The organism is Streptomyces macrosporus, from assembly GCF_039533145.1.
GTDB classification, from domain to species: domain Bacteria; phylum Actinomycetota; class Actinomycetes; order Streptomycetales; family Streptomycetaceae; genus Streptomyces; species Streptomyces macrosporus.
This window is the reverse complement of record NZ_BAAASZ010000004.1, coordinates 1-14,876: the sequence shown is the minus strand read 5'-3', so window position 1 is coordinate 14,876 and position 14,876 is coordinate 1. Positions and strand designations below refer to the sequence as shown.

The window sequence follows — 14,876 nt, the reverse complement described above, 5'->3', positions numbered from 1 at the left end:
ACACGGCGCCGGGATCCCGGTGCTTTCACGACCCCCATGGACGACTCCCCTCGTCCGCGTACGCGTATCCGAAAGCGTGTCACGACGCGGCCTCCGCCGCCCGGATTCCGGCAACTCCGGTGGTGAGGAATCCGCCGCGTCCCGGCGCCGACGTGCCGGCGCCGGGACGACCTCCGGCTCCCGGCGCGTCGGAAGGGACCGCCCGGGGACGTGGGGGGTGGGAACGGCCGGGGCCGCGGGGCCGGCCCGCGCGGCCTTCCCGGCCGGCTCGACTAGCGCTTGGCGACGAACACGTGCGCGGCGACCGCGGGGGACAGCTCCGCCGCCTCCCCGCCGCTGCCGACCTGCACACCGCCGCCCGCGCCCGCCGTCACGCTGACCACCGCGCCCGGCTGCACACCGGCCCGGCGCAGCGTGTACATCAGCTGGGCGTCCGTCTGGATCGGCTCGCCGATGCGGCGCACCACGACCGTCTTGCCGTCGGCGCCCGCGTCCAGGTCGGACAGGCTCACCATGTCGTCGCTCAGGAACGGGCCGGCCTCCGTCGGCTCGCCCAGCTCCTCCAGGCCCGGGATCGGGTTGCCGTACGGGGACTCGGTGGGGTGGCGGAGCAGTTCGAGCACGCGGCGCTCGACCGCCTCGCTCATCACGTGCTCCCAGCGACACGCCTCCGCGTGCACCTGCTCCCACTCCAGGCCGATCACGTCGACGAGCAGGCACTCGGCCAGCCGGTGCTTGCGCATCACGCGCGTCGCCAGCCGCCGGCCCTCCTCGGTCAGCTCCAGGTGCCGGTCCCCGGCCACCTTGAGCAGACCGTCGCGCTCCATCCGCGCGACCGTCTGGCTGACCGTCGGGCCGCTCTGGTCGAGCCGCTCGGCGATCCGGGCACGCATGGGGACCACGCCCTCCTCCTCCAGCTCCAGGATGGTGCGGAGATACATCTCCGTGGTGTCGATGAGTCCGGACATGCGCGCCCCTCGTCAGCTCGTGCGGTGGCCCTGACATCCAATTCTGACGCATGGGCCCGACAACCGTGCCCGGCCTGTCGGAGGCCGCTCGGGCGGCCTCGCCGCGCCGTCGGGACGGTGTTGACAGGACAGTGGTCCAGACCTCACCGTGATCGCGGTGTCGCACGGGCACCCCCGGCGCCCCGGGCGCTCGGGGGCGGGCGCGCCGGGACGCGTCACGACGACGGGAGGCCGTACGGACATGAGCGGGAACGGGCTGGCGGAGCGGTTCATCGACGCGGCCATCGGTCTGCTGGCGCGGGTGCGGGAGGAGGAGTCCGAGACCGTCGCGGCGGCCGGGAAGCTGATCGCCGACGCCTTCGCCTCCGGCGGTCGCGTCTTCGCCTTCGGCGCGGGGCACTCCTCGCTGCCCGCCCAGGACGTGGTCTACCGGGCGGGCGGCCTCGCCGTGATGAACCTCCTGCCCGTCCCGGGCGCCGTCGGCGTCGACGTCGTGCCCGCGACCCTGGGCAGCGCGCTGGAGCGGGTGACGGGCCTGGCCTCCGCCGTGCTGGACACGGGCCCGGTGCGGGCGGGCGACGTCCTGGTGGTGATCTCCCTGTCCGGCCGCAACACGCTGCCCGTGGAGATGGCCTCCCGCGCCCGGGAGCTCGGTCTGAAGGTGATCGGCGTCACCTCGGTCGCGTACGCGGAGGGCACCACCCCGCGCAACGCCTCGGGCACGTTCCTGAAGGACCACTGCGACGTCGTCGTCGACAGCAAGATCGCGGTGGGCGACGCGGAGCTGACGGCGGACGGCATCGACGCCCCCTTCGCCCCCGCCTCGACGGTCGTGACGAGCGCGATCATGCAGGCCGTCGTCGCCACGGCGGCCGGCGAGCTGGCCGCCCGCGGCATCACCCCGCCCCTGCTGCGCTCGGGGAACGTGGACGGCGGGCACGAGTGGAACGGCCGCGTGATGGAGGAGTACGCGGACCGCATCTTCTACCGCTGACGCCCCGGCCCGGGTCCGGGTCGGGGCCCGGCCCCGGGCTCAGGCCAGGGCGCGGGCGAGGTCGACCGCGGTGGCGACGCGGTCCGCGACGGCCTCCGCGTAGAGGACGTCCGAGCGGTCGAACCCGCGGCGGCTCGGGCCGCGCAGGAACGTGAGCACGCCCAGGGAGCGCCCCCGGCTGCGCAGGACCACGCACAGCCCGTGCACCGTGCCCTCCGGCCACCTGCGGGCCCGCGCCCACCCCGGCACCGCCGTGCCGCCCACGCTCGTGCGGACCGGGCCGCAGCGCTCGAACGCCTGGAGGGCCGGGTGGTCCTCCGGGTAGCGCATCGGGACGCCCGTCGCCGCCGTGCCCGGCGCGGGCGCCTCGGCCGTGCGGATCAGGCGCACCGGGGAGTCGCCGGCCGCCAGGTCCAGCAGCGCGTGGTCGGCGAAGCCCGCCAGGGCGAAGTCCAGGTGGACCGACGCCGCCTCCATCGGATCCTCGCACTCGGCCGCGGCCCGGGTCGCCCGGTGGAGCTGGTTGCCGCGGAACCGGGACCGCGCCGCGTCCTGCTCGACCCGCTTGGCCTCGGTGACGTCCTGGAAGAACCACGCCACGCCCAGGGGCACCGGGGCCTCCTCCGCCATCGGGGAGACCAGCCGCAGGAAGCCGCTGCGCCAGCAGCGGCGCGCGTCCCCGCCGCCCCCGTCCGTCCGGTCGGAGTCCGCGCGCAGCGTCACCCACAGCTCCGCCGGACCCTGGGTGGGGCCCTCCGCCAGCACGTGCTGGAGGGCGCTCTCCAACTCCTCCACGCCCTCCCCCACCAGTTCGCCCAGCGGTCGTCCGAGCATCGACGTCCGGCCGACGCGCAGCGCGCGGGCGGCGTGGACGTTGGCGACGGCCGGGCGCAGATCGGCGTCGACCAGGACCACCCCCCACGAGGCGTCCTCGAACAGCGCCTCGCTCAGGGCGATCGACCGCTCCAGGTCGATCTGCGTGCGCACCTCGCTGAACGCGCAGTACACGCCGGCGGGCCTGCCGTCGGCGCCGCGCACCCCGGAGGACTGGGTGCGCACCAGCACCCGCCCGCCGTCCTTGCGAAGCAGCGCGAACTCGTGGACCTGGCGGCCGGGCGCGGTCATCGCGCCGAACAGCCGGGCCTGGACGTCCGCGGCGTCGGCCGTGCGGACCGCCCAGCCCGCCAGCCCCCGGCGGCCGACGGCCTCCTCCTTCGTCCAGCCCAGGATGCGCTCGGCCTCGCGGTTCCAGTGGGTCACGACGCCGTCGGCGTCGAAGGCGCACAGGGCCGCGTCCATGCCGTCCAGGAGGGCCGTCAGCAGCCGCTCGCTCTCGGCGCCGCGGAGTCTCCCGGGGCCGGGGATCGGAGGCACCGGTCCGGCGGAACCGCCGCGGACGTCGCCTCCGTCACCGGCGCCGTGTTCGAAGTGGGTCTCGGACTGAGCGGTCACCTGGACACCCCCGGCTGGCACGCTGCGCGCAACTGCACTCCCGATCATTCAACTCGAACGTGACCCACCCCACACGCGGTTCGGGAAAATCGTTGTACCCCCGAAATTCGCTTGTCGTTCCCCGGCGCCCGCGCTTAACGTGCGAGGTACACGAGAAGGGAGGTGGTTCGGCAGATGAGTTGTTACCGGACGCGTGAGGTGGCTGCGGCCTAGGAGCCGTACGTCACAGCGTGACGCCGGCACCGCCGGCCAATCCCAAGCAGTCACCCGACCCGCGGGCTGTCGGTACGTCCGACCGACCCCCGTCGCGCACGGCGCGACCGGGGCCAGGCCCGCGGGTCGTCTGCGTTCCGGCGAGGACGGCCGTCAGGGGCAGAGGCGCTCGACCGTCCAGCCCGCGTCCGTCCTGACGTAGCGCAGCCGGTCGTGGAGGCGGTTCTCGCGCCCCTGCCAGAACTCCACCGTCTCCGCCACGACGCGGTAGCCGCCCCACCGCGGCGGCACCGGGACGTCCTCCGTCTCCGGGTAGCGGGCGGCCAGGGCCTCGTAGGTGCGGTCCAGCTCCTCCCGGGAGGCCACCTTCGAGGACTGCTCGCTGGCCCACGCGCCCAGTTGCGAGCCGTGCGGACGGGTGCGGAAGTAGGCCGCCGTCTCGTCCCGGCCGGTGCGCTCCGCCCGACCGGAGACGATCACCTGGCGGGCGATGGCGTGCCAGGGGAAGAGCAGCGAGACGTACGGGTTCGCCTCGATCTCGCGCCCCTTGCGGGAGCCGTAGTTGGTGTAGAAGACGAAACCGCGCTCGTCGAACTGCTTGAGCAGGACCGTGCGGGAACTGGGCCGCCCGCGTTCGTCCGCCGTGGAGACGACCATCGCGTTCGGCTCGTGCAGTCCGGCGGTCACCGCGTCCTCGAACCAGCGCAGGAACTGCTGGTACGGGTCGTCGGCGAGATCCTCCGTGCGGAGCCCCTCCGCGCGGTAGTGGGCCCGCATCGAGGCGGGGTCCAGGTGCGGACGGTGGGCGAGGGCTTCACGGGCTGCGTCGTCGGCTTGAGGCACGCGTTCATCTTGCAACATCGCCGTCACGAGGCGCCCGGCACGGGCGAATCAGCTTGCCCGTTCTCCACCTTCCGTACACCTGGCCCGGAGAAAAGCGAAGTGTGCCGCATCTCACCCTTCCCCGCATCCACCGAACCCGACAGAATCGCCGGCTGGAGGACTGTGGCCTTCGCACAGCGCGGGCTATCGTGTCCGACCAGCCGTTGCCGGTGACCACCGGCAACGTGGGCACGACCGGGCACCGGCCCGGACCGCCGACTCCCCCACGGCGGCGGAACCGCACCGGTGGACCCATCGAGAGCCGATCGGCCCCCTTGGGTCGTCCCGTTGTCGCCCTCCCGCCGAACCAGATACGAGGAGCCGCCTGATGTCCGAGTTCGTACCCGGGCTCGAAGGAGTCGTCGCGTTCGAGACGGAGATCGCCGAACCCGACAAGGAGGGCGGCGCCCTCCGCTACCGGGGCGTGGACATCGAGGACCTGGTGGGCCACGTCTCCTTCGGAAACGTGTGGGGTCTGCTGGTGGACGGCAGCTTCAACCCCGGCCTGCCCCCCGCCGAGCCCTTCCCCATCCCGGTGCACTCCGGTGACATCCGGGTGGACGTGCAGTCCGCGCTGGCGATGCTCGCGCCCGTGTGGGGCCTGAAACCGCTGCTGGACATCGACGAGGAGCAGGCCCGCGAGGACCTGGCGCGGGCCGCGGTGATGGCGCTGTCCTACGTGGCCCAGTCGGCGCGCGGACAGGGCCTGCCGATGGTCCCGCAGAAGGAGATCGACAAGGCCGAGACCGTCGTGGAGCGCTTCATGCGCCGCTGGCGGGGCGAGCCCGACCCCAAGCACGTCGCGGCCGTGGACGCCTACTGGACGTCGGCCGCCGAGCACGGCATGAACGCCTCCACCTTCACCGCCCGCGTCATCGCCTCCACCGGCGCCGACGTGGCGGCGGCGCTGTCGGGCGCGGTCGGCGCGATGTCCGGCCCGCTGCACGGCGGCGCGCCCTCCCGGGTGCTGGGGATGATCGAGGAGATCGAGCGGACCGGGGACGCCGAGGGGTACGTCAAGCGGGCCCTGGACAAGGGCGAGCGCCTGATGGGCTTCGGCCACCGCGTCTACCGCGCCGAGGACCCGCGGGCGCGCGTGCTGCGCCGCACCGCCAAGGAGCTGGGCGCGCCGCGCTACGAGGTCGCCGAGGCGCTGGAGAAGGCGGCGCTGGAGGAGCTCCACAACCGGCGTCCGGACCGGGTGCTGGCCACCAACGTGGAGTTCTGGGCGGCGATCGTGCTGGACTTCGCCGAGGTTCCGGCGCACATGTTCACCTCGATGTTCACCTGCGCCCGCACCGCCGGCTGGTCGGCGCACATCCTGGAGCAGAAGCGCACCGGTCGGCTGGTGCGTCCCTCCGCGCGCTACGTCGGTCCCGGTCCGCGCAGCCCGCGCGAGGTCGAGGGCTACGACGAGATCGCCCACTGACCCCTTTCGCGGTTCCCTCGGTTCCGCGTGGAACCGAGCGGCTTCACGCGGCCTTCCGGCCCCGGTGCGGTGACCTCCGCGCCGGGGCCGCCGTGTCGTGCGGCCCGTGGCCCGACCCCGCCCGGCGGCGGCCCGTCACCTCGCCCGTCTGGCGCGCTCCACGAGGTCGACGGTGGCGCGGGGGTCGTCGACCTCCACCACGAGGCGGGCGTACCGCTCGTCGGCGAGTTCGATGACGACGGCCTTGTCGGGGTCCTTCACGTCCCAGAAGACCCGTTCGCCGTCGCGGTGGAAGGTGCCCGCGACGATGACGCCGGGCAGGTGGGTGCCCGGCGCGCGTATGCCCTTGGGCTCGCGGACGATGCCGGGGTCGCGAGTGGCTCCCCGGACGTTGGCGAGGGGTATCTCCAGACGGCTCTTGAGCGCCCAGAGCTTGTCGAGACCCTCCATCTCGATGGTGAGGGTGTCGTCGACGACGGTGACGCGGGCCATGGTCAGTCTCCTGTCGGTGCGTCCGGGCCGGTCGGGCCCGTCGGACGGTCGGCGGGCGGGGGCGCGAGGCACGCGGCCAGCGCGTGCGCCGCTTCGGGGCCGGCGCCGGCGGCGCCGGTGGTGCGGGAGCGCAGCCGCAGGCCGAGCACGGTCGCGGTCAGGGCCGCGGCCAGGTGCGGCCCCGCCTCGGCGGCCGGGCCGTCCGACGCGGCCAGGACGCCGGCGATCGCCTTCTCCAGCGCGCCGAACGCCTCCGCCGTCAACGCGGCGACCTCGGGGTCGCGGTGCGCCAGCTCGGCCTGGGCCAGCAGCAGCAGTCCGGCGGCCGGGCCGCTGTCGTAGGCGGCCGAGGCCGTGGCGAGGGCCCGGCGCGGGTCCGACGCCCCGACCAGTTCGTCGGCGAGCGGCAGGACGTGCCGGTCCAGGTGGCGGCGGAGCGCGGCGAGGTAGAGGCCGCGCTTGCTGCCGAACACCTTGTAGAGGCTGCCCCGGTGGACGCCGAGCGTGGTGACGAGGTCGTCGACGGAGGTGCCCTCGTAGCCGCGGCGGGCGAACAGCTCGGCCGCCGCCTCGACGGCCCGCTCCTCGTCGAACGCGCGTGGTCTCCCCATGCCGGCAACGGTACGCGATTTGAGAACGATCGGTCAAGAACGATTGTTCTCAAATTCCGGCGCACCCGGTTCCGCCCCGGCTCCGCCCGGTGGGACGCGGTGCGCCGCGGTGGAACGCGGAGGGCCGCACCCCGCCGGGAGCGGAGCGCGGCCCTGTGGCCCGGTCGCGCGGCCTCAGTCGCGCACGGGGATCTCGACGTACGAGGGCTTCCCGGCGGAGGAGGAGAACGTGAGCTTCGCCCAGGCCGGGTTGTGCTCGGCGTAGAGCGGGTCGACGGTGTCGATCACCAGGGCGAGCCGGTGGCCGGCCGCGACATCGTAGGCGGTGGAGAACAGCTCCAGGTCCACGTCGAACGCCTCGCCCGGCGTCTTGTCGTGGAAGCTGAACGGCGCGTGGGTGACCAGCTTGCCCACGCCCAGCGCGTTCACGTCGTACAGGTGGGCGACGAAGGTGCCGTCGGCCTCGGTGCTCGTCACCGTGGTGCGCAGCTTCACGGTGCCGCGGATCCGTCGCTCGTCGGCGTACCGCTCCGACCGCCAGACGGCGGCGTACCGGTCCGGCAGCAGCGGGACGGACACCGTCGGCGCGACGTTCGCGAGCTGGTCGAGGACGCCGGAGAGCATGACCGTCCCGCCGTTGGCGCCCGAGTCGACGTTCGCCACGATCCGCTCGGTGTCGTCCAGCGCGATCCGCTCGGTCCCCGAGGAGACGGCCTTCCAGGTCGGGTGGCTCTCCCGGCCGCCGCCGCGGACGCCGAGTCGGACGGGCGGCTCCTCGTCGACGCCGTTGTCCTCGCCCTTGAGGTGGTGGTCGAGCCAGCGCTCGGCGCTGTTCCACACGTCGTTGGGCAGCCCCAGCAGACCGGCCATCTCGGGGGTGGCGTGGTCGCCGGGCCGCAGCTCCAGACGCTTGGGGCCGGTCAGCTTCTCGTAGAAGTCGACGTACTGGTTGGGCGGGAAGATCGAGTCGCCCCAGGCGTTGCCCAGCATGATCGCGGCGCCGTTGGCGTTGATCCTGTCGATGTGGGTCGCGGCGGAGCGCTTCTTGCCCCAGGCGATCATGTCGGCCTCCTTCTCCAGGTCGGAGCCGAGGAAGCCCTTGACGATCTCCTCGAACTCCTCGCCGGGGCGGCCGGTGAGGTAGCCGGTGCCGGTGAGGAACGCCGCCGCCTGGGTGTGCTGGGTGCGGCCGCTGTAGATGGAGTCGACGAGGTCCGCCCAGCCGCTCATCGCGACCACGGCCCTGATCCGCTCGTCGAACGCCGAAGCCAGCAGGCTGATGCCGGCGCCGTAGGAGATGCCGGCCATGCCGACGCGCTCGGGGTCGGCGGGGGTGTTGGCCAACGCCCAGTCGATGACCTTCGAGGCGTCGGCTATGTCCGGGGGACCGGCGACCTCGATGGTGCCGCCGGACTGGAGGAAGCCGCGCGAGTTGTAGCTGAGCACGACGTAGCCGGACGCGGCGAGCTTCTTCGCCTGGGCGAGGTACTCGATCTGCGGCATGGACCAGCTGGTGGGGAGCACGACGAGCGGGTAGCGGCGCTCGCCGTCGCCGTCGGTGGAGGTGCCCGCCGAGGCGTCGCCGGGGACGACGACGTTGGCGGCGAGCTTCGTGCCGCCGTCGCCGGGGATGTCGACGAACCGGACGGTCGGCGAATCGGTCGTGGCGTGGGCGGTGGAGGCCGGGCCGACGGCGGCCCCGGCCAGCACCGCGGCCGAGGCGACGAAGGCGGCGGGGGTACGCAGGCGCCTGTGAGGGTGTCCCATGGGCCCTCTCCTGTGTCGGGTGCCGGCCTGGGGGAGCCGGCGCGTGTGGGGAAAGCGACCCGAGAGTAAGCGCGTACCTTACCGGCGGTAACCCCTCGGCGGGTTACGCATCCGTAACTTCTGCTCCACCCGCCCCCGACCTGCCCCTTCGCGGGCCGCGACGGCTTGTCCCGCCGACCGCGGGACACACGACGGGCCCCGGTGCCGAGACGCCCGGCGCCGGGGCCCGTGTCCCTCCCCGGGCGTCAGCCGACGGGGGTGGCGGCGGCCCGCATGTCGAGGAAGTTCCGCCGGTAGGCGTCGTGCGGTGCCGCGCCCTCCAGCCGGAGCAGGGCCTCGTCGTTCTCCCGGAGCGAGGAGTGGTCCAGGTTGTGCGAACCCGTGAAGGTCCACTTGGTGTCCGGGTGGCCCGCGTAGTTGCCCTCGATGGTCAGGTACTTCGAGTGCACCAGGTAGCCGTCCGCGGTGTTGAGCCGGTACAGCTTCAGCCTGGGGTGCCCCTGCATGATCCCGACGTCGTTGCTGTCGGCGTACACCACCTCCACCCAGCAGTCCTGGTCCGCCAGCGCCCGGAGCTTGCGCGCCACCGCGTCCCGGTGCAGGGCGAACGCGCCGACCCGGATCACCGTCTTGTGCGAGTCCGAGCCCACCGAGGTGTTGCCCGTGCAGGTCACGTTGTCCAGCACGTCGACCACGAGGTCACCGGTGGCCTGCGGGAAGAAGTAGTACTTCGCCGCCCCCACCTTGCCCTGGCGGAAGTAGTCACCGTCCTTCTGCATGGCCGCCAGGTCGTTGAAGTACGCCACGTAGGCCGAGTAGAGGTCGGTGTTGCCGACGACGGTGTAGGCGTTGTTCCAGTACTTCTCCACGTTGAGGGAGGTCTGGTTGGCGGAGGTCTGGATCACCACGTCCTCCGCCTCGCCCGCGCTTCCGATCCGGGAGAAGGTGAAGAACTTGTTGTGGTTGATCGGGTTCACGTCCGCGGGGGCGTCGGCGATGCAGGCCCGGCCGGCGGTGCACACCCGCACCCACGAGCCGCCCGAGGTGTCGCCGCCGAGCGCGGCCCGCACGCTCTGGGCGGCGGGCCGGTCCGCGTACGTGGAGTCCAGCACGACCCTGACCTGGATTCCCCGGTCGTGCGCCGCGATCAGCGCGTCCGCGTAGTCCTGGTCGGTCAGCGCGTACAGGGCGGCGCGGATGGTCCGCCCGCTCTCCGTGGCGTTGATCGCGCCGATGATGTGGTTCTTGACGGCGTTCTTCTCCGCCGTGGTGCCCCGGGGGTCGTTGAAGACCGCTCCGGTGGCGACGGGCGCGGCGGCCTCCTCGGCCGCGGTCGCGGTGCCGGCCGGCATCAGCAGGGCGCCGAGCAGCAGGGCCGTCGTGACGATGCGTCTGGTCATGGGATCCGTCCTCCCCGAGGTCCGGTGGTCCGTCCGCGGGAGGGTCAGAAGTCCGCCATCACGTTCTGGATCCAGGTGAGGCTGGTGGGCGTGCTCGCGAAGAGGTAGCCGGTGTCGTCGGGGCATCCCGCGTTGCCTCCGGAGACGACTCCCACCTGGTAGCGGTTGCCGTCCACGAGCTTGAACAGCGGCCCGCCCGAGTCCCCGTAGCAGGTGCGCCCGTTGAGCCCCGACGTGCGGATGGCCCGGCCGCCGAACACGTCGTCGGCGTCGATGCTCTCGACCCGCATGGTGGCGCGCTTCAGCAGGGTGCTGGGGGCGCAGGTCGCGCAGGTCCGGCCCCAGCCGAAGACGTAGGTGGTGGCACCGACCTTGGGGTTGGCGGTGGCGAGGCGGACCGGCTCGGCGTTCGCGGAGCGGTCGAGCTTCAGCATCGCGATGTCGTGGTTGGTCCTGACCTTGGAGTCGGATATCCCCACGACGCCCCCGCCGCTGGTGCGGTCCAGGCTCTTGACCCGGACCGTGAGCTGGGAGTCCGGAATCCTGGTGTCCCCGTCGTACAGGCAGTGCCTGGCGGTCAGCACCCACCGGTTGTCGACGATCGACCCGGAGCACTGGAAGTCCCCGTTGCGGTGGAGGGCCGCCATGCCCCTGGACGAGTCGGCGGTCTCGCCTCCGATGATGCTCTCGGGGCCGTCCTTCCCCACCACCCCGGTCTTCCCGGCGGCCGGCGCGGAGTCCGCGGCGGCCGGACCGGCCGCACCGATTCCCAGGGAGACCGCGGAGACAAAAGCGAGGACGATTTTTGCGATTCTCTTGGAGCGCACTTATTCCCACCTCACCGAGATCAGAGTCCCCGGGACACTATCCCCGAACACACACCACCGCAATCATTTTCACAGCTCGCCGGAGCGCGGGACACCGGATTTACAAAACCATATAAAACCCGTTAGAAGTCGACATAAACCCACCGAGGGCAAGCCCACGACCAGGAGCTTCTCGCCTTTTTGACGGAAAATCCGGAGAGAAGGACCCCCTTGCGCCCCGCACCGACGGGATTTTCCGGAGCTTTCAATTCCGGAAGACCGGAAATCAGGAACGAGCGGTTCCGGAAATCGGCCGCCCGGCCGGACCGGAAAGGGAAAGGGAAGACGCGCGGCGGCGGCCGGGAAAAGCGCTCCTCCGCAGGGCCACCGCCGGAGCCGGCCCGGACGGCTCGGCGGCGTGCGTCTCCGTTCCGCGGCTCACTCCCTCTCCGCCGGCGCGTCCGCCAGGACCTCCGCCAGGACCTCCGCCAGATGGCGGGCGCGCACGCCGCCGAGCTGGGCGAGCTGGGTGCGGCAGGAGTAGCCGTCGGCCAGCAGCACGGTGTGGGGGGCGGCGGCACGGACCGAGGGCAGCAGCTTCTCCTCGGCGCAGGCGACGGAGACCTCGAAGTGCCCCTCCTCGAAGCCGAAGTTGCCCGCCAGTCCGCAGCACCCGTCGCTCAGATCGCCCGTCAGGCCCGCCTTCTCCCGCAGCCGCCGCTCCGCCGCGTCGCCCAGGACGGCGTGCTGGTGGCAGTGGGTCTGGCCGGCCACCGGGCGGTCGACGTACGGCGGGGTCCAGTCGGGGGCGCACTCCTCCAGGGCCTGCGCGAAGGTGCGGACGGAGGCGGCGAGCCGCTTCGCGCGCGGGTCGTCCGGCAGCAGCTCGACCGCGTCGGTGCGGAGCGCCGCCGCGCACGGCGGCTCCAGGACGACCACTGGCAGGCCCGCCTCCAGCACCGGTTCCAGCCGGTCCAGGGTGCGGCGGAGCACGCGGCGGGCGCCGTCGAGCTGGCCAGTGGAGATCCACGTCAGGCCGCAGCAGACCCGTCCCGCCCCCGGCGGCGGGACGACCTCCAGCCCGGCGGCCTCCAGGACGCGGACGGCGGCGACGCCCGCCTCGGGCGAGAGGTGGTTGGTGAAGGTGTCCGGCCACAGCACGACGCGCCGCCCGCCGCGCCCGGGGTTCCGCCGGCGGTGCCCGCGCCACCAGCGGACGAACGGGACGCGCGGCAGCGGCGGGAGGTCCCGCTCCGGCGCGATGCCGCCCAGCCGCTTGCCCAGGGCCGCGAGCGGGGTCCGGGCCAGGGCGTTGACCAGCGGGGCGGTGCGGGTGGCGGCCACCGCGCGCAGCCACACCGGCAGCCGGCCCATCGAGTAGTGGGCCGGGGGACGGCGGCGGCCCGCGTAGTGGTGGTGGAGGAACTCGGCCTTGTAGGTGGCCACGTCCACCCCGACCGGGCAGTCCCGGCGGCAGCCCTTGCAGGACAGGCACAGGTCCAGCGCCTGGAGGACCTCCTTCGAGCGCCACCCGTCGGTGACCACCTCCCCCGCCAGCATCTCGTGGAGCAGCCGCGCCCGGCCGCGGGTGGAGTGCATCTCCTCCCCCGTCGCCCGGTACGAGGGGCACATCACACCCGGACTCCCGGCCGCATTGCGGCACTTGGCCACGCCCACGCACCGCCGTACCGCCGCCGAGAAGTCCCCGCCGTCGTCGGGGTAGCCGAAGGCGACGGGGAGGGGCTCGCGGGGCAGCGGCGCGAAGCGCAGGTTCTCGTCCAGGCGGTGGGGGCGGACGACCATGCCCGGGTTGAGGCCGCCGTCGGGGTCCCACAGGTCCTTGAAGCGGGCGAACAGCTCGACCATCTCGGGCCCGTACATCCGCGGCAGCAGCTCGGCGCGCGCCTGCCCGTCGCCGTGCTCGCCCGACAGCGACCCGCCGTGCGCGACCACCAGGTCGGCGAGCTCGGTGGAGAAGCGGCGGAAGCGGGCGATGCCCTCCTCGTGGACCAGGTCGAAGTCGATGCGCACGTGGACGCAGCCGTCGCCGAAGTGCCCGTAGGGCAGTCCGCGCAGCCCGTGCTCGGCCAGCAGGGCGCGGAAGTCCCGCAGGTACGCGCCCAGCCGGGCGGGCGGCACCGCGCAGTCCTCCCAGCCCGGCCACGCCTCGCTGCCGTCGGGCATGCGGGTCGCGGTGCCGGAGGCGTCCTCGCGCACCCGCCACAGGGCGCGCTGCCCGGCCGGGTCGGCGACCAGGGCGTGGCCCGTGGCGTCCCCGGCCGCCGCCCGGCACAGCCGCTCGGCGTTCGCCCGCGCCTCGGCCGGGTCCGCGCCGCCGACCTCGACGAACAGCCACGCCTCCCCCCGGGGGAGGGCGGCGCGCTCGGCCTCGGGGACCAGATCGCTCGCCATGCCCTCCACGGTCAGGGGGGCGTACGGAAGGAGCGTGACGGCCGCTTCCGCCGCCGCGCTCTCGTCCGCGTGGCCGAGCACCGCCAGCACCCGCGCGCCGGGCCGCTCGACCAGCCTCACCGTGGCGCTCGTGACCACCCCGAGCGTGCCCTCGCTGCCGGTGAAGGCCCGCGCCCAGTCCTCGCCGCGCTCCGGCAGCAGCGCGTCCAGGGCGTAGCCGGAGATGCGGCGCGGCAGGTCGGGGAAGCCGGTGCGCAGCCGGGCGAGCTCCCCCGCCACCAGCGCCCGCGTCCCGGCGCGCAGCCGCTCCGGCACCCCGTCCCCGCCTCGTGCGAGCCGGGCGCGTTCGCCGCGGTGGGTCAGCACGTCCAGGGCGAGGACGTTGTCGGCGGTGGTGCCCCAGGCCACCGAGTGAGAGCCGCAGGAGTTGTTGCCGATCATCCCGCCGAGCGTGCAGCGGCTGTGGGTGGAGGGGTCGGGGCCGAACGTCAGGCCGTGGACGCCGGCCGCCCGGCACAGGTCGTCCAGGACCACCCCCGGTTGGACGACGGCCGTACGGGTGACGGGGTCGATCGACTCGATCGCGGCCATGTGGCGGGTGAAGTCCAGCACCACGCCCGTGCCCGTCGCCTGCCCGGCGATCGAGGTGCCCCCGCCGCGCGGCACCACCGGCACCCCCAGCTCCCGGCACACCGCCAGCGCCGCCGCCGTGTCGTCGGCGTCGCGCGGCGCGACGACGGCCAGCGGAACCCGCCGGTAGTTGGAGGCGTCCATCGTCACCAGCGCGCGGCTCGCGGGGTCGGCGGCGACCTCGCCGCGCACGGCCGCCCGCAGCGCCCGCGCCACCTCGCGCGCCTCCGCCGTCCCGACCGCCTTCCCCACCGTCTCCACCCTCATGTCACCCATGCCACCAGCCTGCCCCCTACGGCCGCCGCGTCTCGCGGGGTGGACGCCCGCCGGAACGGGCGGCGGCGAAGGTCTACCCTCGTTGCGTGGCCGATCTCCAGATTCCCGCAGACATCAAGCCCGCCGACGGACGCTTCGGCTCGGGCCCGTCCAAGGTGCGCCCCCAGGCGCTGACCGCCCTGGCCGCCACCGGCACCACCCTGATGGGCACCTCCCACCGCCAGGCCCCGGTGAAGAACCTGGTCGGCCGGGTCCGCGAGGGCGTGAAGGAACTGTTCCGGCTCCCGGAGGGCTACGAGGTCGTCCTGGGCAACGGCGGCTCCACCGCCTTCTGGGACATCGCGACCCACGGCCTGATCGAGTCGCGGTCGCAGCACCTGTCCTTCGGCGAGTTCTCCTCGAAGTTCGCCAAGGCCGCCAAGCTCGCGCCGTGGCTGGCGGAGCCGACCGTGATCTCCTCCGAGCCCGGCACGCACCCGCTGCCGCGCGCCGAGGCGGGCACGGACGTCTACGCCCTCACCCACAACGAGACCTCCACCGGCGT

At 73.6% G+C, this 14,876-nt stretch carries 12 protein-coding genes; 3 read left to right on the top strand and 9 right to left on the bottom strand.

Features of this window, described 5'->3' with window-relative positions; translation table 11 throughout:
- Positions 1–272: 272 nt before the first annotated feature.
- On the bottom strand, positions 273–968 hold the full coding sequence (locus tag ABD335_RS02245; RefSeq protein ID WP_344320308.1) for an iron-dependent transcriptional repressor DtxR: 696 nt from the start codon (positions 966–968) through the stop codon (positions 273–275).
- 241 nt (positions 969–1,209) lie between these two features.
- Between ABD335_RS02245 and ABD335_RS02240 the strand changes: the two genes are divergently transcribed.
- Positions 1,210–1,962, top strand: a complete 753-nt coding sequence (locus ABD335_RS02240; RefSeq protein ID WP_344320307.1) for an SIS domain-containing protein — start codon at positions 1,210–1,212, stop codon at positions 1,960–1,962.
- Between the two features lie 39 nt (positions 1,963–2,001).
- On the opposite strand, the gene ABD335_RS02235 is transcribed toward ABD335_RS02240, so the two are convergent.
- Both ABD335_RS02235 and pdxH read right to left on the bottom strand, forming a co-directional pair.
- Positions 2,002–3,414 (bottom strand): PAS domain-containing protein, encoded by a 1,413-nt coding sequence (locus ABD335_RS02235; RefSeq protein ID WP_425583526.1) that lies wholly within the window; start codon positions 3,412–3,414, stop codon positions 2,002–2,004.
- 366 nt (positions 3,415–3,780) lie between these two features.
- A complete protein-coding gene (gene pdxH / locus ABD335_RS02230) occupies positions 3,781–4,404 on the bottom strand; it encodes a pyridoxamine 5'-phosphate oxidase (RefSeq protein WP_344320326.1) in 624 nt (207 codons plus the stop codon).
- Between the two features lie 433 nt (positions 4,405–4,837).
- Here pdxH and ABD335_RS02225 point away from each other — a divergent pair, with 433 nt between their 5' ends.
- On the top strand, positions 4,838–5,938 hold the full coding sequence (locus ABD335_RS02225; protein WP_344320306.1) for a citrate synthase 2: 1,101 nt from the start codon (positions 4,838–4,840) through the stop codon (positions 5,936–5,938).
- A 135-nt stretch (positions 5,939–6,073) separates the two neighbouring features.
- Here ABD335_RS02225 and ABD335_RS02220 read toward each other — a convergent pair whose 3' ends face one another.
- From ABD335_RS02220 to ABD335_RS02195, 6 genes are all read right to left on the bottom strand, one after another.
- On the bottom strand, positions 6,074–6,430 hold the full coding sequence (locus tag ABD335_RS02220) for a hypothetical protein (protein ID WP_344320305.1): 357 nt from the start codon (positions 6,428–6,430) through the stop codon (positions 6,074–6,076).
- A 2-nt stretch (positions 6,431–6,432) separates the two neighbouring features.
- A complete protein-coding gene (locus tag ABD335_RS02215; protein ID WP_344320304.1) occupies positions 6,433–7,041 on the bottom strand; it encodes a TetR/AcrR family transcriptional regulator in 609 nt (202 codons plus the stop codon).
- 174 nt (positions 7,042–7,215) lie between these two features.
- Positions 7,216–8,808, bottom strand: a complete 1,593-nt coding sequence (locus ABD335_RS02210) for an alpha/beta fold hydrolase (protein ID WP_344320303.1) — start codon at positions 8,806–8,808, stop codon at positions 7,216–7,218.
- Positions 8,809–9,053: 245 nt separating this feature from the next.
- Positions 9,054–10,208 carry a phospholipase D-like domain-containing protein gene (locus ABD335_RS02205; RefSeq protein WP_344320302.1) on the bottom strand — a complete coding sequence of 385 codons (1,155 nt, stop codon included), beginning with the start codon at positions 10,206–10,208 and terminating at the stop codon, positions 9,054–9,056.
- A 44-nt stretch (positions 10,209–10,252) separates the two neighbouring features.
- Positions 10,253–11,035: a S1 family peptidase gene (locus tag ABD335_RS02200; RefSeq protein WP_344320301.1), complete on the bottom strand. Its 783-nt coding sequence runs from the start codon at positions 11,033–11,035 to the stop codon at positions 10,253–10,255.
- Between the two features lie 417 nt (positions 11,036–11,452).
- The gene (locus tag ABD335_RS02195; protein WP_344320300.1) at positions 11,453–14,332 is read right to left on the bottom strand and encodes an FAD-binding and (Fe-S)-binding domain-containing protein; all 2,880 of its coding nucleotides are present in this window, start codon (positions 14,330–14,332) and stop codon (positions 11,453–11,455) included.
- An 86-nt stretch (positions 14,333–14,418) separates the two neighbouring features.
- On the opposite strand from ABD335_RS02195, the gene ABD335_RS02190 reads away from it, so the two are divergent.
- The coding region (locus tag ABD335_RS02190; protein WP_486387920.1) for a PLP-dependent aminotransferase family protein at positions 14,419–14,876 on the top strand (458 nt) is incomplete at its 3' end.

What these genes read in the sequence shown, in the direction of transcription:
- ABD335_RS02245 (WP_344320308.1), bottom strand. Translation starts at nt 968, where the DNA reads ATGTCCGGACTCATCGACACCACGGAGATGTATCTCCGCACCATCCTG.
- ABD335_RS02240 (WP_344320307.1), top strand. Translation starts at nt 1,210, where the DNA reads ATGAGCGGGAACGGGCTGGCGGAGCGGTTCATCGACGCGGCCATCGGT.
- pdxH (WP_344320326.1), bottom strand. Translation starts at nt 4,404, where the DNA reads ATGCGGGCCCACTACCGCGCGGAGGGGCTCCGCACGGAGGATCTCGCC.
- ABD335_RS02225 (WP_344320306.1), top strand. Translation starts at nt 4,838, where the DNA reads ATGTCCGAGTTCGTACCCGGGCTCGAAGGAGTCGTCGCGTTCGAGACG.
- ABD335_RS02220 (WP_344320305.1), bottom strand. Translation starts at nt 6,430, where the DNA reads ATGGCCCGCGTCACCGTCGTCGACGACACCCTCACCATCGAGATGGAG.
- ABD335_RS02215 (WP_344320304.1), bottom strand. Translation starts at nt 7,041, where the DNA reads ATGGGGAGACCACGCGCGTTCGACGAGGAGCGGGCCGTCGAGGCGGCG.
- ABD335_RS02210 (WP_344320303.1), bottom strand. Translation starts at nt 8,808, where the DNA reads ATGGGACACCCTCACAGGCGCCTGCGTACCCCCGCCGCCTTCGTCGCC.
- ABD335_RS02205 (WP_344320302.1), bottom strand. Translation starts at nt 10,208, where the DNA reads ATGACCAGACGCATCGTCACGACGGCCCTGCTGCTCGGCGCCCTGCTG.
- ABD335_RS02195 (WP_344320300.1), bottom strand. Translation starts at nt 14,332, where the DNA reads ATGGGTGACATGAGGGTGGAGACGGTGGGGAAGGCGGTCGGGACGGCG.